The organism is Promicromonospora panici (assembly GCF_900608595.1).
GTDB classification, from domain to species: Bacteria; Actinomycetota; Actinomycetes; order Actinomycetales; family Cellulomonadaceae; genus Promicromonospora; species Promicromonospora panici.
Genome location: NZ_UWYY01000021.1, coordinates 74,935 through 96,203, shown reverse-complemented (window position 1 = coordinate 96,203; position 21,269 = coordinate 74,935). Strand labels below are relative to the sequence as shown.

Annotated in this window: 18 protein-coding genes; 12 read left to right on the top strand and 6 right to left on the bottom strand. The window is 70.8% G+C overall.

Features of this window, described 5'->3' with window-relative positions:
• Nucleotides 1–61: 61 nt before the first annotated feature.
• Both EW117_RS23000 and EW117_RS22995 read right to left on the bottom strand, forming a co-directional pair.
• The gene (locus EW117_RS23000; RefSeq protein ID WP_242504471.1) at nt 62–6,163 is read right to left on the bottom strand and encodes an Ig-like domain-containing protein; all 6,102 of its coding nucleotides are present in this window, start codon (nt 6,161–6,163) and stop codon (nt 62–64) included.
• Nucleotides 6,164–6,335: 172 nt separating this feature from the next.
• Nucleotides 6,336–6,647, bottom strand: a complete 312-nt coding sequence (locus EW117_RS22995; RefSeq protein WP_129789026.1) for a hypothetical protein — start codon at nt 6,645–6,647, stop codon at nt 6,336–6,338.
• Nucleotides 6,648–6,782: 135 nt separating this feature from the next.
• Between EW117_RS22995 and EW117_RS22990 the strand changes: the two genes are divergently transcribed.
• The 5 genes from EW117_RS22990 (at nt 6,783) to EW117_RS22970 (ending at nt 11,199) form a co-directional block, all read left to right on the top strand.
• Nucleotides 6,783–7,007, top strand: coding sequence for a heavy-metal-associated domain-containing protein (locus EW117_RS22990; RefSeq protein ID WP_129789025.1), 225 nt, complete (start codon nt 6,783–6,785; stop codon nt 7,005–7,007).
• Nucleotides 7,004–8,002, top strand: coding sequence for a heavy-metal-associated domain-containing protein (locus tag EW117_RS22985; RefSeq protein ID WP_129789024.1), 999 nt, complete (start codon nt 7,004–7,006; stop codon nt 8,000–8,002). Before EW117_RS22990 ends, EW117_RS22985 begins: the two co-directional genes overlap by 4 nt.
• A gap of 30 nt (nt 8,003–8,032) precedes the next feature.
• Nucleotides 8,033–10,357: a heavy metal translocating P-type ATPase gene (locus EW117_RS22980; protein WP_129789023.1), complete on the top strand. Its 2,325-nt coding sequence runs from the start codon at nt 8,033–8,035 to the stop codon at nt 10,355–10,357.
• A gap of 37 nt (nt 10,358–10,394) precedes the next feature.
• Nucleotides 10,395–10,706: a YHS domain-containing protein gene (locus tag EW117_RS30690; protein ID WP_129789022.1), complete on the top strand. Its 312-nt coding sequence runs from the start codon at nt 10,395–10,397 to the stop codon at nt 10,704–10,706.
• 151 nt (nt 10,707–10,857) lie between these two features.
• On the top strand, nt 10,858–11,199 hold the full coding sequence (locus tag EW117_RS22970) for a metal-sensitive transcriptional regulator (RefSeq protein WP_129789021.1): 342 nt from the start codon (nt 10,858–10,860) through the stop codon (nt 11,197–11,199).
• 19 nt (nt 11,200–11,218) lie between these two features.
• Here the strand turns inward: EW117_RS22970 and EW117_RS22965 are convergent, their stop codons facing one another.
• Nucleotides 11,219–11,776, bottom strand: a complete 558-nt coding sequence (locus EW117_RS22965; protein ID WP_129789020.1) for an NADPH-dependent FMN reductase — start codon at nt 11,774–11,776, stop codon at nt 11,219–11,221.
• 193 nt (nt 11,777–11,969) lie between these two features.
• On the opposite strand from EW117_RS22965, the gene EW117_RS22960 reads away from it, so the two are divergent.
• The gene (locus tag EW117_RS22960) at nt 11,970–12,392 is read left to right on the top strand and encodes a winged helix-turn-helix transcriptional regulator (protein ID WP_129789019.1); all 423 of its coding nucleotides are present in this window, start codon (nt 11,970–11,972) and stop codon (nt 12,390–12,392) included.
• Between the two features lie 9 nt (nt 12,393–12,401).
• On the opposite strand, the gene EW117_RS22955 is transcribed toward EW117_RS22960, so the two are convergent.
• Nucleotides 12,402–12,884, bottom strand: a complete 483-nt coding sequence (locus EW117_RS22955) for a TIGR00725 family protein (RefSeq protein ID WP_129789018.1) — start codon at nt 12,882–12,884, stop codon at nt 12,402–12,404.
• A 124-nt stretch (nt 12,885–13,008) separates the two neighbouring features.
• Between EW117_RS22955 and EW117_RS22950 the strand changes: the two genes are divergently transcribed.
• Nucleotides 13,009–15,189 carry a heavy metal translocating P-type ATPase gene (locus EW117_RS22950; protein WP_129789017.1) on the top strand — a complete coding sequence of 727 codons (2,181 nt, stop codon included), beginning with the start codon at nt 13,009–13,011 and terminating at the stop codon, nt 15,187–15,189.
• Between the two features lie 91 nt (nt 15,190–15,280).
• Nucleotides 15,281–16,222, top strand: coding sequence for a DUF808 domain-containing protein (locus EW117_RS22945; RefSeq protein WP_129789016.1), 942 nt, complete (start codon nt 15,281–15,283; stop codon nt 16,220–16,222).
• Here EW117_RS22945 and EW117_RS22940 read toward each other — a convergent pair.
• Both EW117_RS22940 and EW117_RS22935 read right to left on the bottom strand, forming a co-directional pair.
• Complete coding sequence (locus EW117_RS22940; protein WP_129789015.1) at nt 16,212–16,976, bottom strand: GNAT family N-acetyltransferase; 765 nt, start codon at nt 16,974–16,976, stop codon at nt 16,212–16,214. The two genes, EW117_RS22945 and EW117_RS22940, sit on opposite strands and share 11 nt — an antisense overlap.
• 92 nt (nt 16,977–17,068) lie before the next feature.
• Complete coding sequence (locus EW117_RS22935) at nt 17,069–17,719, bottom strand: TetR family transcriptional regulator (protein ID WP_129789014.1); 651 nt, start codon at nt 17,717–17,719, stop codon at nt 17,069–17,071.
• A 201-nt stretch (nt 17,720–17,920) separates the two neighbouring features.
• Here EW117_RS22935 and EW117_RS22930 point away from each other — a divergent pair, with 201 nt between their 5' ends.
• Genes EW117_RS22930 through EW117_RS22915 form a run of 4 tightly spaced genes read left to right on the top strand, consistent with a single transcriptional unit; the run spans nt 17,921 to nt 21,258 of the window.
• Nucleotides 17,921–19,132, top strand: a complete 1,212-nt coding sequence (locus tag EW117_RS22930) for a cytochrome P450 (RefSeq protein ID WP_129789013.1) — start codon at nt 17,921–17,923, stop codon at nt 19,130–19,132.
• Nucleotides 19,129–19,866 carry a TetR/AcrR family transcriptional regulator gene (locus tag EW117_RS22925; RefSeq protein ID WP_207212000.1) on the top strand — a complete coding sequence of 246 codons (738 nt, stop codon included), beginning with the start codon at nt 19,129–19,131 and terminating at the stop codon, nt 19,864–19,866. The genes EW117_RS22930 and EW117_RS22925 overlap by 4 nt, the downstream gene beginning before the upstream one ends.
• Complete coding sequence (locus EW117_RS22920) at nt 19,850–20,047, top strand: ferredoxin (protein ID WP_129789012.1); 198 nt, start codon at nt 19,850–19,852, stop codon at nt 20,045–20,047. Before EW117_RS22925 ends, EW117_RS22920 begins: the two co-directional genes overlap by 17 nt.
• Nucleotides 20,044–21,258, top strand: coding sequence for an NAD(P)/FAD-dependent oxidoreductase (locus tag EW117_RS22915; protein WP_129789011.1), 1,215 nt, complete (start codon nt 20,044–20,046; stop codon nt 21,256–21,258). Before EW117_RS22920 ends, EW117_RS22915 begins: the two co-directional genes overlap by 4 nt.
• Nucleotides 21,259–21,269: the final 11 nt, after the last annotated feature.

The following is a 21,269-nucleotide window of genomic DNA, read 5'->3' as shown; positions in this document are numbered from 1 at the left end:
GTGTCAAGGAATAGATCGGTGCCCCCGCGCGTCAGGGCTGCGTCGACGCGCGGGACCGGCGTCAGCCGATGTTCCAGGTGCTGCCCTTGTAGAGGTTGTCGGGCGTCTTCACGCCGACGGCCGTGCCGTTGTAGCTCCCGCCCATGTAGCAGCCCACCTGCTTCGAGCCGCTGTCGCCGCTGACCGTCGTCTTCGTCGAGCTGCCCGCCCAGGTCGTGGCGTGGGAGCGGATGTCGTGCCACTCGCGCGGGCCGCCGTTGTTCGACGTGTCGCCCGCCCAGCAGGCCACCTGGTGGTTGCCGGGGCCCATGTTCTTCCAGTGGATGACCCAGTACTCGCAGCGCTCGAACTCGCACCCAGCGGACACCCCGGACGAGGACACCCACAGCTCCGGCGCCGGCCGCGCGTCGGTCCGGCCGTTGGCACTGGACCAGCCGCTCCAGCCTGCGGCGTTGTGTGCGCGAGCCTGCAGCGTGAAGCTCTGGTCGTAGTCGTTCCCCACGTTGATGTTGAACGGCCACGAGGTCCGCGAGCCGGAGGTGCTGGAGCTGCCCGAGACCCGGTACTCGATCCTGTCGACGTTGCGGCCGCCGTTGCTGCTTGGGCCGGTCACGGTGAAGTACCCGCTCCTGGCGTCAGACCGGTGGTAGCCGATCCCCGGGGTTCCCGGCACGGTATACGGGACCACCGCGTTGGACGGGGCAGACCAGTCGGAGCAGGTGTACTCGTTGCAGGCCTGCACCTGGAACGTGTACGACGTCCCGTTGTTCAGGCCCTTGTACGTGTAGGGCGACGCAGTGCCCGCGTTCCGCGCGTCCAGGCCGCTGGCCTGGACCTTGTAGTAGCCGCCCGTGCCGCGGAAGTCCGCGGTCGGGTCCCAACGCACGTCGGCCTGGCCGTTGGTGTTGGAGCCGAGCGACGCCCTCGGTGCGCCCAGAGGCTCGGGCGTGCCGAACGGCACCTCCTCGTTGGACTGCTCGCTGACGGGAGACTTGCCCGCCTTGTTCTCGGCCGTCACCGTGAACCGGTAGCTCGAATCAGTGCTCAGGTCCTTGACGACAGTCGAGGTGCCCGACACCGGGATGGTGTTCACCCTCGAACCGTCCTGGAACACCGCCAGGTAGTACTTGTCGATCGCGTCGCCGTTGTTGGCCGGAGCCTGCCAGGTCACCGTGATCTGGCCGCCGGCGTACGTGTTCTCCCGGGTGGCGGTCGGTGCCGCCGGCTGCGCGGGCGGCGCGGCCGGGACCTCGGCCGCTGACGGGTCGCTCCAGTCCGACGGGTCGGGGGCCTTGTTCTTGGCCTGGACCCGCACGGTGTACGCCGTGCCGTTCTCCAGCCCCGACCAGACGGTCGTGCTGCCCGGGACGCACGACTTCTGGGTCACGCCGTTCTCCGGGGGCGGGCTGATCTCCAAGTTCACGCACTCGATCGGCGAGCGGTCGGTGTAGGTCCGGTTCTTCCACGTGACCGTCAGCTCGCTGTCGCCGAACTCCAGCGTCGGGGCGGCGGGCTTGTCCGGCTTCTCGTCCGGGCGCGCCTCGCGCGACTTCGGCGACGGCTCGGAGTCTCCGACGTCGTTGGTCGCGACGACCGTGAAGGTGTACTTCACGTTGTTCTGCAACCCGCCGAAGGTGCATGTGGTCGTGGCGCACCGCTGCTCCTGGCCACCGCTGGACCGCAGCGTGTAACCAGTGATGTCCGAGCCGTTGTTGTTCGGCTGGTCCCAGGTCAGCACCACGGTCTCGGAGCGGACCTCCTCGACGCGTGGCGCGCGGGGCGTGGCGGGCTTGCCGAGCACCGTGAGCTTGGCTATGCCGTCCATCTCGCGGTCGGGGTCCTTCGTGGCGTCCTGCACGCGATACCGCACGAGCATGGTGCCGGTGAAGTCCTCGTCGGGCGTCACCACGAGCTGATCACCGCTGTACACCGGGCTGCCGTCACCGGTGTCGACGGTTGGGGTACCCACCAGCTTGAGGGGTTCCTCGGGGAACGGATTGACGTCGTTCCTCAGCACGGGGATGGTCGTGGGCGCGCCCTGGTGGGCGTCGGTCACGACGTCCTGGGTGGTCTGCACCAGCGACCTGGTGGAGGCCACGACCTCGACCGTGAGCGTGGTCTGCACCGGCGGGTTCTGCCCGTCGGAGACCGTCATCGGCAGCTCGCGGGAGGTGCCCTTGGCGACTGACGGCTCCACCTGCCCCGTGATCGTGGTACCCGAGACCTCCGTCGTGATGCCGTCACCGCCGGTTACTACGAACGTCAGCGGGTCCTTGTCCGGGTCCTTGGCGTACCGCGACAGGTCGACTAAGGCGTCCTCACCCGCGGCGACCTTCAGCACCGGGGTACCGGTGATCTTCGGCGGCATGTTCTCGCCCGGGGTCACGTCGATCGGCAGCGTCAGCACCGACGTCAGCCCTTCGGCGTCGTCCGGCCCCTTGCCGTCGGTCACCTCGAAGCTGACCGACGCCGAACCGGCGTAGTCCTTCGCCGAGGTGTACACCAGCGTGTCCTTGTCGGTACCCGACACACTTCCGTCCACCACCTTGACCGAGTCCTCGACCGTGATCTGCGGCTCCCGGCCCTCCCGCACCACCACGTAGTCCGCAAGGTCGATCGTCAGCGGCTCACCGCTGGTCGCCTTGAGCGGCTCCAGGCCGGGCTTGACGTGCGGCCGGGACTGGTCGCCCGGCACCCGCACGAACGCCTTGGCCTCCAGGCCGTCCATGTCCCGCACCGTGTACGTGATGACCCGCGTGCCCTCCCTGAGCTGCACCTGCAGTGCCCGGGAGTCGGTGACGGCGACGCCCTCGAGCCCTTCGTCCACCGCCACCTCGAGGTCGGCGGCCACGCCGTCGGGGTCCACGTCGTTGGCGAGCACGTTGACCGTGACGCTGGAGGATCCCTCCACGTCGTCGGCGGTCACGACGTCGTCGTGCGCGACGGGGCGCAGCAGGGGCGCGTCCTGGTCCACGTTCACCGTGATGGCGCCGCTGGCCTTCGCCTTGAACGTGTCCTGGATCTCGTAGAAGAACGAGTACGCACCGTCCTGGCCGGACGCCGTCACGACGACGTCGTCGTCGACCGCCTTGGGCTCGAGGTCCTCGGTGCCCTCGAAGCCCTTCGCCACCAGGCCGATCTGGTTGCCGTCGGGGTCGGAGTCGTTGTCGAGGGCGGCGATGGCCACCGTACGGCCGGGCCGGACCGTGGTCTCGTCGTCCGCGGTCTGCGGCTCCTGGTTGGTCGCGGGCGTCGCCGCGACGCCGACCCGGACGAGCCCCACGCCGGGCGCCCCGCGCGTGTCCATCACCTGGTAGGTGAAGCTGTCCAGGCCGGTCGCGTCGCCGGCCTCGTAGTCGATGAAGCCGTCGACGATCTTCGCGGTGCCCTTGGACGGCGCACCCGAGATCGAGCTCAGCGTCACGTAGTCGCCGTCCGGGTCGGTCCCGTCCAGGGGAAGCGGGATGCGCACGATGCCCTCGCTGAGCACCCGGGCCTCGATGTCCGGCAGCTGGGGCGCGCTGTTCTCCGGGGCGTCCACCACGTTGATCGTGACCTGCGCGGAGTCCTTCTGCCCGAAGGAGTCCTCGACCTCGTACACCGCGTGGAAGGTTCCGGCCTCCTGGCCGGCCCGGAACCGCACCGTCTCCTCGGAGACGAACGCCTCGCCGGCCGACGCCGGAGGCGACTCCTGGAGCTCGTCCGTCACGGTCATCTTGAGGCCGTCGGGGTGGGTGTCGTTCTTCAGCACCGGGATGGTCACGACGTCGCCCGCGTGCACCGTCGCCTCGTCGGGTCCGGCCTCGGGAGGACGCAGCTGCGCCGGCGCCGGGATCGGCACCACGCGGACCTGGCCCGTGACGGTTCCGGTCTCGTTGGCCACCGTGTACTCGACGACCACGGACCGGCTGAGGCGCTTGAGCTCGGAGACCTTGAGGATCTGGTGGTTGAGCACCGATACGTCCACGGGTGAGCCCGGCGGCACGGTCACGCCCTGCACCACGAGCACGCCGCCCGTCGGGTCGGTGTCGTTGGCCAGGACGTCGACCAGGGCGGTACCACCCGTGGGGAGCAGCACCTGGTCGGAGACCGCGACCGGCGCGCCCGCGGCGTCGGAACGGGTGAGGACGTCGACGCGGACCAGGCCCAGCGCCGGCGGGTTGGGCCCGTCGGAGATCTCGTAGGTGACGTCGTACGAGCCGGGCTCGTCGCTCTCGAACGTGAACGTGCCCGCGGTCTGGTTCGTCGTGATGGTCGCCGGCTCCGGCCCGTCCACGCGCGTCAGGCGCAGCTTGTCGCCGTTGGGGTCCGTGTCGTTCTTCAGGGGGCTCACCGTGACGGGCTCGCCGGCCAGCACGGTGACGTGGTCCTGCACGGGGATCGGCGGCACGTTGCTCGCCACGACGTCGACGATGAGCTGGCCCTCGACGGGCAGGCCCGCCGAGTCCGACACCGTGACGTCCACGATCTTGTGCCCGACGGCGGTGCCGCCGTCCCGGAACTCGATGGTGCCGTCCGGCCTGGACCGGACCTCGTCGAGGTTGTTCGCCGTGCTGGCGTTCGACAGGAACAGGTCGTCGCCGTCCGGGTCCTTGAAGTAAGGCAGCACCTTGATGCTGGCCAGACCGTCCTGGCCGACGCGCAGCACGGGCTTGCCCGACTGCACCGGCGGGTTGTTCTGCTCGAGCGGTACGACCTCGATCCGCACCGACTCCTCGGCGGTGCCGTTCTCGCGGCCGTCGTCCACCTGGTAGTCGAAGGTAGTGGTGCCGGTCGCGTCGGCCGGTACGTTCGCCTGCAGCGCCGCGCCGTCCAGCACGCGGTCGACGCCGATGCCGCCGTCCGGCTCGCCCAGCACCGAGGCCGTCATGACGTCGCCGTCGCGGTCCAGGTCGTTGCCCAGCACGTTCAGGACGGTCGTGCGGCCAGGCCGTACGCCGAACGTGTCGGGCTCCGGCTCGGGCGGACGGTTGGTCTTGTTCCGCTGGGCGACGACGTGGTCGACCTGCTCCGGGGTGGCCTCCTCGGACTCGGTCTTCTCGCCCTCGGCGTCCTGGGGCGTGGTCTGCTCCCAGTCGTCGACCAGCTCGAACTCGTCGGCGGCCATCCACAGCTTGCCGTCGTTGACGTCGTTCAGCACGATCACGTTCCGGTTCACCCGGTAGACGAGGCCCGCTCCGACGCTGACACCCTCCAGCACCTGCTCGATGTCGTTGTCCAGGTCGGGGCAGTCGCGGAGCACCTGGCCGGACTCGGACCAGGCGCCGTAGGTGCACCCGCCGAGCTGCACGGGCTCGGACGGGATGCCGGACGCGTCGGGGGCATTACGTGTGGTGGCGGTCCCGCCACCGAGCGGCTGGGAGACCAGGCCGCTCGGGGTGGCCAGCACCACGTTGTCCGCGTCGTCGGAGGGCTGCTGCAGGGTGCCCTGCGCGGCACCGGCGATCTCGACCGTGTCGCCGCCGGGGAGCACCAGCGTGCCGGTGGTCTGGTCCAGCACCACCGGCTCGTCACCGACCGCCGAGATCCGCACCTCGGCGTCGGGCTCGACGGGCAGGTCCGATTCCTCGGGGTCCTCAGCGACGCCCTGCTCGCCCGTGGGAACCGTGTACAGCTTGCCCTGCGACGGCACGGCGAGGAACACCGTGCCTTCGTTGCTCACTGTCAGCTCACCGCCGGTGCCGGCCTTGAGCGTCGGCTTGAGCTTCTTCTCGTCGAAGGCCACGGCGCCGTCGAACGGGAGGACCCATGTTCGGCCGGTCTCGTCGTCGTAGACCGCCGTCGTGGCATCACCCGCGGCCACCTGCGCACCGGCGGGGAACTTCATCGTCCCGTCCAGCGAGAGCAGTGCCGGGTTGACCGGGCTCGCGGACGAGTCGCTGCCCCTGTCCAGCAGCACCCGCTGCGCGTCCTGCTCCACGTCGAAGCTCGTCGAGTTGGCCAGCAGCACGCCGTCCAGCGCCTTGGCCTCGTAGTTGAACCGGCCCAGCTTGCCCTTCGCCACCTGCGTCACCCAGACGCCGGAGTCGTTCAGCTGGACCTCCGCCGTCGCCTCGCCCTCGTAGAGCAGCGCGAAGCCCACCAGGCCCGCGCCGAAGAGGGTGACCGCACCGATGGATGCCGCCGACCGGCGGTTCGCAGACACGCGTGAGAGCAGGCTCATGCGCCCTTCCTAGATCGCTTCCAACGAGGACCATTCCGGCCAGGAACGTCGCCCGGATCACCGCACAGGCATAACGAGAGGAGCGTAGCGAGGGGTCAGGTGAATTGTCGCCGAAAGCCGCGCCGTCGCGCCGTTCTGCGGAGAATTCACCCACTTGTCGGTGCGAGGTCGTTCAGTAGGACGCCGCGCGCTGGTTGATCCACTCCTTGGCCGTGACCGCGTCGTGCCCGGTCGCATCGCGGTAGTGCTTGATCGCTTCGGCCCGCCGGTCGGACCAGATGCACCGGTCGATCTCGGCCAGGACGTCCGGCGGGATCCCCTCGGCGGCCGGGCCCTCGATGCCCAGGTGCGCGATCACGCGGTCCAGCTTGCGTTCGACCCGCTCGACGGTCCGCCCGGTGGAGCTCAGGTTCCCGGCCGCCGTGATGAGCAGCAGCAGGAGGACGACGAATATGGCGACGAGGGTGAATTCGACGATGAGCATGACGGAACCGTAGCGGTCGTCCATGCCGGTCCCGCGGAGTCTCGCCTTGACCAGAATACCCATGGGGGGTATATGGTTGGCGACACAGACGTACCCCCCAGGGGTAGCACCTGAACGAGCGGAAGGTCAAAGATCATGGCGACGAACGAGTACCAGAGCCAGTACCAGGTGACCGGGATGAGCTGCGGGCACTGCGAGGTAGCGGTCCGCGGCGAGGTCGGCAGGCTGCCCGGCGTCGAGCAGATCGACGTGAGCGCGGCGACCGGCAAGCTCGTCGTCCGGAGCGCCGCCCCGCTGGACGAGGCCGCGGTCCTGGCCGCGGTGGACGAGGCGGGGTACGAGGCGGAGCGCGTCTCATGAACGCCCCCCAGCGGCTGGGCCTGTACGGCGGGGGTCTCGCGGCACTGTTCGTCGCCTCCTTCGTCGTCGCGGGTGCGGTGGTTCCGCAGAGCGCCGTCGCCGCCTGGTCGACGACGGCGCAGAACGAGGAGGCAGAGGACATGGACATGGTGGGCATGGACATGGGTGAGGAGTCCGGCACGAGCGGCACGACGCCGGTCCGCGGGCTCTCCCTCGAGCGGGACGGGCTGCTCCTGAGCCCGGTCAGCGTCCCTGACGAGACCGGCGAGGAAGGGACGCTCTCGTTCTCGATCACCTCGGCGGACGGCGAGGCCGTGACCGAGTTCGAGACCGAGCACGACAAGGAGCTGCACCTGATAGTGGTGCGCACCGACGGCGCCCAGTTCCGGCACGTCCACCCGAAGATGTCGGCGGACGGCGTCTGGTCCATCCCGTGGACCTGGGACGCGGCGGGCAGCTACCGGGTGTTCACCGACTTCGTCCCCGCGGCGACCGGCGAGAACCTGACGCTCAGCCGGACGGTCGACGTCGCGGGGCGCTTCGCGCCCGAGCCCGCGACGGCCGTCTCGGCGTCCGACACGACTGACGGCTACACCGTAACGCTCGCGGGAGACCTGGGTGCGAGCGGCGACTCCATGCTGACCGCGACGATCACGAAGGACGGCGAACCGGTCACCGACCTGCAGCCGTACCTCGGCGCGTACGGGCACCTCGTCGCGCTGCGCGACGGCGACCTGGCCTACCTGCACGTGCACCCCGAGGGTGACGAGCCTGCGCCTGGTTCGGTGTCCGGTCCGGACGTCACGTTCATGACGCAGGCGCCCACGCCCGGCCGGTACCTGCTCTACCTCGACTTCAAGGTCGGCGGGAAGGTGCGCACCGCGCACTTCGTGCTGGACACGGCGTCCGGCGAGGTCGCGCCGGCCGAGGAGCCCACGACTGATGCACCGGCCGCCGACGAGCACGGAGCCGGCGAGTCCGGCCACGGCCACTGACGAGCACAGGTCACTGACAAGGAGGACACGATGTCCGACACGACATCCCGGACGGACGAGCCGGGAACCACCGTCGACCTCGAGATCGGGGGCATGACCTGCGCCTCGTGCGCCATGCGGATCGAGAAGAAGCTCAACCGCCTGGACGGTGTGACCGCCACGGTCAACTACGCCACGGAGAAGGCGAAGGTCACGGCCCCGGCAGGGTACGACCTGAACGCGCTGGTCGAAGAGGTGGAGAAGACCGGCTACACGGCGGTCCTGCCCGCGCCGAAGGACACCCCGAAGGACGACGGCGACGCCCGGGACGACGCCCGTGACGCGGAGCTGCGGTCGCTGCGGGACCGGCTCGTCACGTCGATAGTGCTCACCGTCCCGGTCATCGCGCTGGCGATGGTCCCGTCGTGGCAGTTCACGTACTGGCAGTGGGCGTCGCTCGCGCTCGCCGCGCCGGTGATCCTGTGGGCGGCGTGGCCGTTCCACAAGGCCGCGTGGACGAACCTACGACACGGCGCGGCGACCATGGACACCCTGATCTCGCTCGGTGTGTCCGCCGCGTTCCTCTGGTCCCTGTACGCGCTGTTCCTCGGGACGGCGGGCGTGCCGGGGATGACGCACGGCTTCGAGCTGACCGTCGCGCCGTCCGACGGCGCCGGCAACATCTATCTCGAGGTCGCGTCGGGCGTCACGATGTTCGTGCTCGCCGGGCGGTACTTCGAGAAGCGGTCCAAGCGCCGGGCCGGTGCGGCGCTGCGGGCGCTGCTGGAGCTGGGCGCCAAGGACGTCGCTGTGCTGCGCGGCGGCGCGGAGACCCGGATCCCGGTCGAGGACCTCTCCGTGGGCGACGAGTTCGTCGTCCGGCCGGGGGAGAAGATCGCCACGGACGGCGTCATCGTCACGGGCTCCTCGGCGGTCGACGCCTCGATGCTCACGGGGGAGTCGGTGCCGGTCGAGGTCGGCATCGGCGACACCGTGGCCGGGGCGACCGTGAACTCGGGCGGCCGGCTCGTCGTCCGCGCCACGCAGGTCGGCGCGGGCACGCAGCTGGCGCGGATCGCGCAGCTCGTCGAGGACGCCCAGTCCGGCAAGGCCGAGGTGCAGCGCCTCGCCGACCGAGTGTCGGGGATCTTCGTGCCGGTGGTCATCGCCATCGCCGTCGCGACCCTCGGCGTCTGGCTCGGCGGCGGGTTCCCCGCGACTGCCGCGCTGACCGCCGCCGTCGCCGTCCTGATCATCGCCTGCCCCTGCGCGCTCGGGCTCGCGACCCCCACGGCCCTCCTGGTCGGCACCGGGCGGGGTGCCCAGCTCGGCATCCTGATCAAGGGCCCGGAGATCCTGGAGTCCACCCGCAAGGTCGACACGGTCGTGCTGGACAAGACCGGCACCGTCACCACGGGCAAGATGACGCTGCTGGACGTCGTGGTGGACGACAGCACCACCCGCGAGGAACTGCTCCGGCTCGCCGGGGCCCTGGAGGACGCCTCCGAGCACCCCGTCGCGCAGGCGATCGCGAAGGGTGCCACCCAGCAGGTCGGCGTCCTGCCCACCCCGGAGTCGTTCGAGAGCGTCCAGGGTCTGGGCGTGCAGGGGGTCGTCGACGGGCACGCCGTCGTCGTCGGCCGGGAGAGCCTGCTCGCCGACTGGTCGGAGTACCTGCCCGCGCACCTGGCCGAGGCCAAGGCTCAGGCTGAGGGTGAGGGTAAGACCGTCGTGGCGGTCGGCTGGGACGGTCAGGCCCGCGGGCTCCTCGTGGTCGCCGACCGGATCAGGCCGACCAGCGCCGACGCCGTCGCGCAGCTCTCCGCGCTCGGCCTCACTCCCGTGCTGCTCACGGGGGACAACCGGGCGGTGGCCGAGCAGGTGGCCGCCGCGGTGGGCATCACGGACGTCATCGCCGAGGTGATGCCACAGGACAAGGCCGACGTGATCGCCCGGCTGCAGGCCGAGGGCAAGGTCGTCGCGATGGTCGGCGACGGCGTGAACGACGCGCCCGCCCTCGCGCAGGCTGACCTGGGCCTCGCGATGGGCACCGGAACGGACGTCGCCATCGAAGCCGCGGACATCACCCTCGTCCGCGGCGACCTCGGCTCGGCGGCCGACGCCATCCGCCTCTCGCGGCGCACGCTCGGCACCATCAAGACGAACCTGTTCTGGGCCTTCGGGTACAACGTCGCCGCGATCCCGCTGGCGGCGCTCGGTCTGCTCAACCCCATGCTCGCCGGCGCGGCGATGGCGTTCTCCAGCGTCTTCGTCGTCGGCAACAGCCTCCGCCTGCGCTCCTTCGCGAGCCGGACGGCGGACACACAGGCGCCCGCACCGTCCCTGCCGGAGGCGCGGACGCTGCAGCACGCCTGACCGCACCACCACCCCACCACCGACGAAAGGACCCACCATGGGACACGACCACTCCCACGGCGACCACGAGCACGCCGGTCACTCGCCCGAGGGCCACTCGCACGGCGAGCACGCCGGTGGCGGCCACTCGCACTCGGCTGTGCCGGCCGCCCTCGGCCTCAACCTGGTCGGCCCGTCGGCCGACGAGATCGCCGACTGTCCGGTGATGCGTGGCAGCACCGTCGTCAAGGCCGAAGCCGAGGCCAAGGGACTGTTCCGCGACTACGAGGGCCAGCGGTACTGGTTCTGCTGCGCGGCTTGCGAGGACCCCTTTGACGCCGACCCCGCCACGTACGCGGCGGCGGTCTGACCTCGCGAGGGAGCAGATGCCCACGCGGCGAGGTAACGGTGAGGGAGCAATGTTGCCTCACGGTTACCTCGCCGCTGGTGTATCCGTTCCCTCCCGAGTGACCCAGCTCAACCAGCGCGTTCTGCCCAGTGGAGATGACACCATGGTGACCATGACCGACACAGGATCCCCTGCCGACCTCGAGGTGCCCGGGGAGGGTGGCCAGCACGCCGCCCACGGCTACATCACCGACAAGGCCGGCTATCTCGCCCGGCTCAAGCGCATCGAGGGGCAGGCGCGCGGGATCCACCGGATGGTCGACGAGGAGCAGTACTGCATCGACATCCTCACGCAGGTGTCCGCCCTGACCAAGGCGCTGGAGAGCGTCGCGCTGGGCCTCCTGGACGACCACCTCAAGCACTGCGTCGTCGACGCCGCCCGGACCGGCGGCGCCGAGGCGGACGCGAAGGTCAAGGAAGCCTCCGACGCGATAGCGCGGCTCGTTCGGTCCTGACCGGGGCGAGATCGCCTGGTCAGGCGTGCAGCGGCTCGAAGGCACCTGCCCACGCGACCGTCTGGTCCAGCAGGGTGTCCAGGGCCGGGGTGATGTGCTCGCCGGGCTTGAACACCGTGAAGTTCTCGAACTCGGTGAACATCGACAGGGCCACCTGCTGGCGCACGGTCGCGACCTGCAGCTCGGAGAGGATGAGGCGCAGGTGTTCCGCCGCGCGGGCCCCGCCGACGCCGCCGTAGGACACGATGCCCGCGGCCTTGTTGTTCCACTCGTTGTAGACGTAGTCGAGGGCGTTCTTCAGCACGCCCGACGTCGAGTGGTTGTACTCCGGGGTCACGAAGACGTAGCCGTCGAACTCGGCGACCTTCGCGGACCACTCCTTGGTGTGATCGTGGAGGTACTGGCCCATGGTCGGCGACATGGGCTCGTCGAGGTGGGGCAGGGGATAGTCGGCGAGGTCGACGAGCTCGAACTCCGCGTCGGTGCGCTGCGAGGCGATCTCGTACACCCACTTGGCGACGGCCTCGCCGTTCCGGCCGGGACGGGTGCTGCCGAGGATGATTCCGATCTTGAGCATTGCTGGTCCTTGTCTGTAGTGCGTGTTCCGCAGTGCTGCGGTTCGTGGACCGGTGCCGCCGCGCTCCCTGACGGGAACGAACGCGGTGACAGGCTGGTTGGTCCAGGTGTCACAACAGTGCGGAACTGCAGATAATCCAGCTTTCAATTACGCACTTCGCAGTGAGTTGGTTACCCGAGAGGAAGCATCAGGAATGGCCACGACGTCGCGCGACGAGCAGTTCCAGCGAGTGGCGGCGAGGATGCCCGGGGCTCCGGAATCGCTGTGCGACGGCGAGACGCACGAGCTGGTCAAGGAGATGCTCGCCCTGGTGTCCGACCGGTGGACGCTGTCGGTGATCGCCGCGCTGAACGGAGGGCCGCAGCGCTTCTCCACGATCCAGGCGCTGGTGGACGGCGTCTCGCACCGGATGCTGAGCAAGACCCTCCGGTGCCTGCTCAGGGACGGCATGGTCACACGCACCGCGTACGCGGAGGTGCCACCCCGGGTCGAGTACGAGCTGACCCCGCTCGGCCAGAAGCTCGTGGCCCTCGTCAGCGGGCTGGTGGACTGGACGCAGAGCCACGGGCATGACGTGCGGGCGAACCGTGAGCGGTTCGACCGCGAGCGGGTGTAGCCCGGACTCTCAGTAGCGCTCGGTCGTGGACAGGGCGAAGGCGACGGCGGCCTCGGGCGTGGCCGCGGTCGGGGGAGCGTCGGGCAGCGGGTTGCCGGCGACGTCCAGGACCTGCCAGCCGCCGAGGCTGATCACCGGCACCCCGCGCCGCTTCGCCAGGGCGAGCTCAGACAGGGCGCCCCACGAGCCGCCGATGACGATCACGGCGTCCGCCGACCAGACCAGAATCGCGTTGCGGGCCTCGCCCATGTTCGTCGCCAGGACGACGCTGAGATCGGGATTGGCGCCGTCCGCCGTTGGTCCGGGCCGGACGCCGACGACGAGCCCGCCGGCCGAGCGTGCTCCCGCCGAGACGGCGGCCATCACCCCGGTGCCACCGCCATTGAGCACCGTCGCTCCGGCCTGCGCGAGCAGGCACCCTACCTCGTAGGCATGTTCTTCGTCCTGCTCGGTGCAGGCGCCTGGGCCGCACACGGCTACTTGGACGGGCATCGGTTCTCCCTCTCGTGCGGTTGTCAGGCGTCGACCTTACCGCTTGACGAGGATACCCCCTAGGGGTATAAATGGATCTACTGCCGCCCGACGGGTGTCACTGCTCAACTCAGGAGCCAATCCGATGAACGAAGCACACGACCACTCCTCCGGCCAGCCTGTCGCCGACGACCCGGTGGTGCCACCCGAGCACACCGATCACAACGCGCACACGGAGCACGACGCGCACGACAACCACGCGGACCGCAGTACTCACGCCGACCACACCAGCCACGCCGACCACGCCAGCCACGAAGGTCACGGCGGTCACGAGGGCCACGGCGGCCATGCCGGTCATGGTGACCACGTAGGCCAGTTCCGGCGTCTGTTCTGGATCATGCTCGTCCTGGCCGTGCCGGTGGTCGGGTTCTCCAGCATGTTCGCGATGATCCTCGGCTACATGCTGCCCGCCGGCGGCTGGGTGAACGCGATCTCGCCGGTGCTCGGCACGGTCATGTACGTGTGGGGCGGGCGGCCCTTCCTGACCGGCGCGATCAGCGAGCTCCGCTCCCGCCAGCCCGGGATGATGCTCCTGATCGGGCTCGCGATCACCGTCGCGTTCGTTGCCTCGCTCGGCGCGAGCCTCGGCCTGCTCGACCACCAGCTCGACTTCTGGTGGGAGCTCGCCCTCCTGATCGTGATCATGCTGCTCGGCCACTGGATCGAGATGCGTTCGCTCGCGCAGACGACGTCGGCACTGGACTCGCTCGCCGCGCTGCTGCCCGACGAGGCAGAGCGTGTCGACGGCGACCGGATCGTCAAGGTCGCGCCGGCGGACCTCGTCGTCGGCGACGTCGTCGTGGTGCGGCCGGGCGGGAGCATCCCCGCCGACGGCCGCGTCGTGGACGGGCGCGCCGAGATGGACGAGTCCATGGTGACGGGGGAGTCGCGCACGGTGCCTCGGGGCCAGGGCGAGCCCGTGACCGCAGGGACCGTCGCCACCGACTCCGGTCTGCGGATCGAGGTCACGGCCACCGGTGACGACACCGCCCTGGCCGGCATTCAGCGGCTCGTCACCGAGGCGCAGAACTCGTCCTCGCGCGCACAGCGCCTCGCGGACACGGCGGCCGGCTGGCTCTTCTGGTTCGCGCTGGGTGCGGCGGCGATCACCGCGATCGTCTGGTCGGTGGTCGGTATGCCCGACGCCGCAGTCGTTCGCACCGTCACGGTGCTCGTGATCGCGTGCCCCCACGCCCTGGGCCTGGCGATCCCGCTCGTCGTCTCGATCGCCACCGAGCGAGCCGCCCGCGGCGGCGTGCTCATCAAGGACCGCCTCGCGCTCGAGAGCATGCGCACCGTCAATACCGTGCTGTTCGACAAGACCGGCACCCTCACCAAGGGCGAGCCGACCGTCGCCGACGCGCGGCCCGCGGGCAACGACGGCGAGACGGTCGACGTCGACACCCTGGTGGCGCTCGCGGCGGCCGCCGAGTCGGACAGCGAGCACCCCCTGGCCAAGGCGATAGTGCGTGCTGCGCAGGAGCGCGGGCTCACGGTTCCGCGCGCCTCCGGCTTCTCGTCGTCGCCCGCCGTGGGCGTCACGGCCACGGTCGACGGCCACGAGATCCGGGTCGGCGGGCCTCGCCTGCTCGAGGAGAGCGGCCAGGACGAGCTGCCGGTGGCGGAGGCCTGGCGCGGCGACGGGGCGATCATCCTGCACGTGCTGCGCGACGGCGTCGTCATCGGCGGGATCAAGCTCGCGGACGAGGTGCGGGCCGAGTCCGCGGATGCCGTCCGGAAGCTGCACGACCTGGGTGTCCAGGTGGTCATGATCACCGGCGACGCTGAAGCGGTGGCCCGGTCGGTCGCCGACGAGCTCGGCGTCGACAGGTACTTCGCCGGCGTGCGGCCTTCAGACAAGTCCGCCAAGGTGCAGCAGCTCCAGCACGAGGGCCGCAAGGTCGCGATGGTGGGCGACGGCGTCAACGACGCCCCGGCGCTGGCGCAGGCCGACGTCGGCGTCGCGATCGGCGCCGGCACCGATGTGGCCATCGCGTCCGCGGGGGTCATCCTCGCCAGCGACGACCCGCGCTCGGTCCTGTCGGTGATCGAGCTGTCGCGGGCCAGCTACCGCAAGATGAAGCAGAACCTGTGGTGGGCGGCCGGGTACAACCTGATCTCGGTGCCGCTCGCGGCAGGCGTCCTGGCGCCGATCGGCTTCGTGATGCCGATGTCGGTGGGGGCCGTGCTGATGTCACTCTCGACGGTGGTCGTGGCGCTCAACGCCCAGCTCCTCCGCCGGCTCGACCTCCGGCCGGGCAAGTAGAGCGCGCGATGCCCGGTCGGCGGCGAGAGTTGCATAGGCTGCACGGCATGACGACATATCGATCGCAGATGGGGGCGCCGTGGGTGGCCTGATGGGACTCCTGGACGACATCGCCGCGCTGGCGAAGCTGGCCGCGGCGTCGATCGACGACGTCGGTGCGGCCACCGGCCGGGCGACCGCGAAGGCGGCAGGTGTCGTGGTGGACGACACCGCCGTCACGCCGCAGTACCTGCGCAGCGTCGCGGCGAAGCGCGAGCTGCCGATCGTGTGGAAGATCGCCGTCGGCTCGATCCGGAACAAGCTGGTCTTCATCCTCCCGGCGGCGCTGCTGCTGAGCCAGTTCCTGCCGTGGCTGCTGCCGATCGTCCTCATGATCGGCGGCACCTACCTGGCGTACGAGGGCGCGGAGAAGATCTGGCACAAGGTCTCCGGCCATCATGACCCGGAGGTTCCGGCCACGGAGGTCAGCCCCGAGGCCGAGAAGAAGATGATCGCGGGCGCCATCCGCACCGACCTGATCCTGTCGGCCGAGATCATGGTGATCGCACTTGACGAGGTGGCCGACGAGGCCTTCTGGTCCCGGCTCGCCATCCTGGTGGTGGTGGCCTTCGTGATCACCATCATCGTCTACGGCATCGTCGCGGCGATCGTGAAGATGGACGACGTCGGGCTACGGATGGCCCAGTTCAACTCCGGTTTCTCCCAGACGCTCGGCCGGGGCCTCGTCAAGGCGATGCCGAAGGTGCTTGCCGTCATCTCGGTGGTCGGCACCATCGCCATGCTGTGGGTGGGCGGGCACATCCTGCTCGTCAACCTCGGGGCCGACGGCACCGGCTGGGTGCCGGCGCCGTACGAGTGGGTGCACCACCTCGAGGTGGCGATCCACGACGGCACCGGCGCGCTGGGCGGCACGCTCGGCTGGCTCTTCAACACAGTGTGCTCCGCGATCGTCGGCCTGATCGTCGGTGCCGCCGTGGTGGCCGTGCTGCACCTGCTCCCGTCCCGCAAGAAGGAGGCCCCCGTCAGGAGCTGACGGGCGTGCGGACGCTGCTGAAGACCATCCGCCGGCGCAGCGTGAAGCCGAGCTTCTCGTAGAGCCGGATCGCGTTCGTGTTGTTCGCCGCGGCGTGCATCATGGCGCGCGCACCGCGCCGGTGGATGTCGTGGGCGACGTCGAGCACGAGACGCGTGGCCAGCCCCTGGCCGCGGTACCGGTCGTCCGTGGCGACGGCGCTGATCTCGGTCCAGCCGGCGGGCCGCAGACGCTCGCCGGCCATCGCCGCGAGGCGCCCGTCGCGCCGGATCCCGACGTACCGGCCCAGCTCGTAGGTCCGGGGCTCGAACGGGCCCGGCTGCGCGCGCGCCACCAGGTCGAGCATCTCCGGGACGTCGTCGGCGCCCAGGAGCACCGCCTCGTCGTCGGGCACGGGGCGTAGCCGCTCGTTCTCGACGAGCTGGACCCCCTCGAACGGCTCGCTGCGCTCCCAGCCAGGCGGCAGCACCACGGACTCGGGCGGGGCCGGGAACTCGGCGCCGTGCCCGACGAGATCGACTATCGCGTCCCAGACGCGGGGATCGTCCCAGGTCCGGACGGCGGCGAACGGCGAGACGTCGCGCGGGTACCGGCGGACGAGGTCGCCGCCCTCGGCCAGGTGGGCGTGTGCCCCCGAGAGCGACGACCAGATCGGGTCATCCAGCACAGCGTCGTCCGACACAGGGTCGGAGTGCGCGGGGCCGGTGGGGGCCGAGTCGTCCGGGGCGGGGCGGTCCGCGTCGATGACGCTCATGCGAGGCTTCCAGAAGTGATGTCCACGTAGAGCACCAACCGGCACCCGGGCGAACGCATTCCGGCCGGCGCCTCCCCACCGATAGACGCCGGTCAGCCCACCCGCGTGACGGGCGCGAGCCACATCCCGGTGATCGCGTCGATCAGGCCGACGGCGGTCTCCTCCCACGTGGCACGCGTGGTCGGGACGCCCTCAGCGAGGGCCCGCTCGCGCTCGGCGCACACGTAGACGACGAGGTTCCGGAGCATCCGCTCGCGCTCGTCCGCCACCTCGGCCGGCAGGTCCGGCACGCTACGACGCAGCCCTTCCTCGCACCGCCGGCGCGACTCGGACGCCGTCGACTCGTCGAGCTCGGGGAGGTACAGGCTCGGGTCGGTCGAGATCTGGGCGACGAGCCGCGCCCACCAGGTGATGCCGGACAGCGACGCGAGGTGATCGGTCAGGGGCCGGACGGTGCACGCGACCCAGTCACGCACCCCGGCGTCGTCGCCGAGCTCGGCGAGCTGGCGCTCGCGGATCCGCTCCATCGGGATGACGTGACGGCTCACGACGGCCTTGATCAGCGCCGACTTGGTGCCGAAGTGGTAGCCGACGGCGGAGTTGTTGGCCTGCCCCGCCGCCTCGCTGATCTGCCGGTTGGAGACCGCGAACAACCCGTGCTCGGCGAAGAGCCGCTCGGCCGCGTCGAGGATCCGCTCGCGGGTCTGGGCGACCTTGTCCGCCCGCGTCGGCTTGGCCTGCACCACTACCTCGTCTCGATGTCTCTCGTTGGTGAACGTGGGCTATAGCTTATAGAGCTTCCCGGGCGGTGGCGGAGGCGGGCTGGTCCGGAGTCAATTTAAAGCAGTTGCTTGACTTATGAGAAGAGGCTCGATGTACTGAGGCCACGGCGGGCGAAATTTTGGCCTCCGGACCAAGGAACCCCCACCAGAGAGATCCCGTTCATGACCGAGTCCGAGATCCTGTCCTACCCGATCCCCACCGACGCCGCCCTGGAGCCGCCGGCCGAGTGGGCCGAGCTGCGATCGAAGTGCCCGGTGGCCCACGTGCGGTTCGCGAGCGGCGACCCGGCGACGCTGGTCACCCGCTACGACGACGTGAAGGCGGTCCTGTCCGACCCTCGGTTCGGCCGGGGGACCGGCAAGGAGGACGCCGCGCGGGTCGCGGACACCGACGACGGCGGACTCTTCAACAGCGAGATGGCCACCGTGCTGCCGCAGGAGGGCGAGGGCCACCTGACCTGGCGGCGCCTCGTCGGCAAGTGGTTCACCGCGAAGCGGATGGCCGCGCTGCGGCCGGGGATCGCGGCGATGGCCGACCAGCTCGTCGACTCGATGATCAATAGGGGCGGCCCGGTCGACCTCAAGGCCGCGTTCGGGTTCCCGCTGCCGGTCTGGGTGATCTGCGACATGCTCGGGGTGCCGGACAGCGACCGGGACAAGTTCTCGTACTGGTCGGACTGCATGCTCAGCATGACCCGCTACACGCAGGACGAGATGGTCGCCGCCATGACCGAGTTCGGCACCTACATGGCGCACCATGTCGAGCTGAAGCGGGCCAACCGGGGCGACGACCTGCTCAGCGAGCTGATCGACGCGACCGACGCCGACGGGCAGCCCCTGTCGACGGCGGTGCTGGTCGCCACGGGCCAGGGGCTGCTGGTGGCCGGGCACGAGACGACCGCCAACATGATCACCAAGATGGTCGCGATGCTGCTGTCGGACCGTTCCCGCTGGGAGCAGGTGCTCGCCGACCCCAAGCTCGTCCGGTCCACGGTCGAGGAGGCCCTGCGCTACGACGCCAACGCCGGGTTCGGCATGGTCCGCTACATCGACATGCCGATCGAGCTGTCCGGCGTGGCCGTGGCCGGCGGCACGACCGTCGTGTGCAGCATGGCCGCCGCCAACCGCGACGAGTCGGCCTTCGCGGACGCCGAGACCCTCGACCTGAGCCGCAGCCCGAACCCGCACCTCGCGTTCGGCGCCGGTGCGCACTCCTGCCTCGGCCAGGCGCTGGCCCGGACGGAGCTCCAGGTCGCGCTGGAGACGCTGCTGCGCCGCCTGCCGACGCTGGAGCTCGCGGTCGACGCCGCCGAGCTGGTCCGGGTCGACGGCCTCGCCGTCGGCGTCCTGAGCGAGCTGCCGGTGCGCTGGTGACCGTGCCGACCGGGACGGGCGCGGCGACCGGGACGGGCGTGCGCGTCGAACAGGTGGCGGGCACGCGGAAGGCGATCCTCGCCACCGCCGAACGGCTCTTCGCGGAGCATGGCGTCGCCGCCGTGTCGGCGCGCCAGATCAGCGAGGCGGCCGGGCAGGGCAACAACGCCGCGGTCGGCTACCACTTCGGCACCAAGACCGACCTGGTCCGCGCGGTCCTGGCGAGCCACAGCGAGCCGATCGAGGAGCGGCGGGCCCAGCTGGTCGCCGAGCACGCGGGATCGACCGAGCTGCGGGACTGGCTGAACTGCCTGGTCCTGCCGTCGGCGGAGCACTTCGCGAGCCTGCCCGTCCCGACCTGGTTCGCCCGGTTCAGCGCCCAGCTCATGACCGACCCCGTGCTGCGCGCCCTGATCGAGGAGCAGTCGCTGGACGCGCCGTCCCTGCACCAGGTGCTGGACGGCATGCGCGGCTGCCTGTCCGGCCTGCCCACCGCCGTCCGCCACGAGCGGGGCGAGATGGCGCGGCTCCTGCTGGTCCACGCCTTCGCCGAGCGGGAGCGTGAGGCGGCGGACGGCGAGCCCGTCCGCCAGGCCGGCTGGGTGGAGGCGACGGCGAGCCTGGTGGACGCACTGGTCGGCCTCTTCCTGGCGCCGACCACGGCCGACGTCGAGCAACGCATGTCGACTGAACACGACTTACGAGAGAGAGAACGAGATGAAGGTCATCGTTGAGGAAGACAAGTGCTGTGGTGCGGGGACGTGCGTGCTGGTCGCCCCGGACGTGTTCGACCAGCGGGACGAGGACGGCATAGTGGTGCTGCTCGACGAGGCGCCCGGCCCGGACCAGCACGACGCGGTCCGCGAGGCCGTGAGCGTCTGCCCGGCGGCCGCGATCGGTCTGATCGAGTCATGACGCTGCCCGAGATCGCGCCGCCGACGTGTGGTCCGCCGGAGAGCGTCCTGGTCGTCGGCGCCTCGGCCGGCGGGCTGACCACCGCGGAGGCGCTGCGCCGCAAGGGGTTCGAGGGGCGGATCACGCTGCTCGGCGATGAGCCGCACCTCCCGTACGACCGGCCGCCGCTCTCCAAGCAGGTGCTGTCCGGGGCGTGGGAGCCCGCGCGGGCGCGGCTCCGGCCCGAGCCGGCGCTGCGGGCCCTGGACGCCGACCTCGTCCTCGGTGATCCGGCGGTCGCCCTGGACGCCGCGAACCGGACCGTCTGGACGGAGTCGGGCCGCGTGCTCGGCGCCGACGAGATAGTGATCGCCACCGGCGTCCAGGCCCGGGTCTTTCCGGGACAGCCGGACCTGTCCGGCGTGCACGTGATCCGCACCCTGGACGACGCCGTCGCCCTGCGGACGGAGCTTGCGACCGCTCGGCGGCTCGTCGTCGTGGGCGACGGCGTGCTGGGCGCCGAGGTGGCGGCGACCGGCCGCGGCCTCGGCCTGGACGTGACGCTGGCCGGTCCGCAGTCGGTCCCGATGGAGAGCCAGTTCGGGGCGTGGGCCGGTGCCCGACTCGGCGAGCTGCACACCGAGCAGGGCGTCACGTTGCGGCTCGGCACCGGCGTCCGCGAGCTGGCCGCCGAGGCCGGGCGCGTGGTCGGCGTCCTCCTCGAGTCCGGCGAGCAGCTCCCGGCCGACGTCGTCGTGGTCGCGATCGGCGGCGTCCCCGCCACCGGGTGGCTCGTCGGCAGCGGCCTGACGTGCGAGAACGGCGTCGTCTGCGACGCCATGTGCCGGGCCGCCGACGGGATCTACGCCGTCGGTGACGTGGCCCGGTGGCGGCACCAGGGCCTGGGCGCCCTGCTGCGGCTGGAGAACCGGACCAACGCGACCGAGCAGGCGGTGGCGGTCGCGGCGAACATCCTGGGCGCCGACCAGCCGTACGTCCCCGTCCCGTACTTCTGGACGGACCAGTACGACGTGAAGGTCATGGTCCACGGCCTGGTCCCCGCCGGCGCCGAGATCGAGGTCGTCGAGGGCGACCCGGCGGCGCGCCGGTTCGTCGCTCTCTGCCGCACCGACGGGGTCGCCCGCGGCGTCCTCGGCTGGAACATGCCCAAGCAGACCCGGCTCCACCGCCAGCGGGTCGCCGACGCGCTGGCCCTCGCCCCGGCCGGCTGACGGCTGCCGAG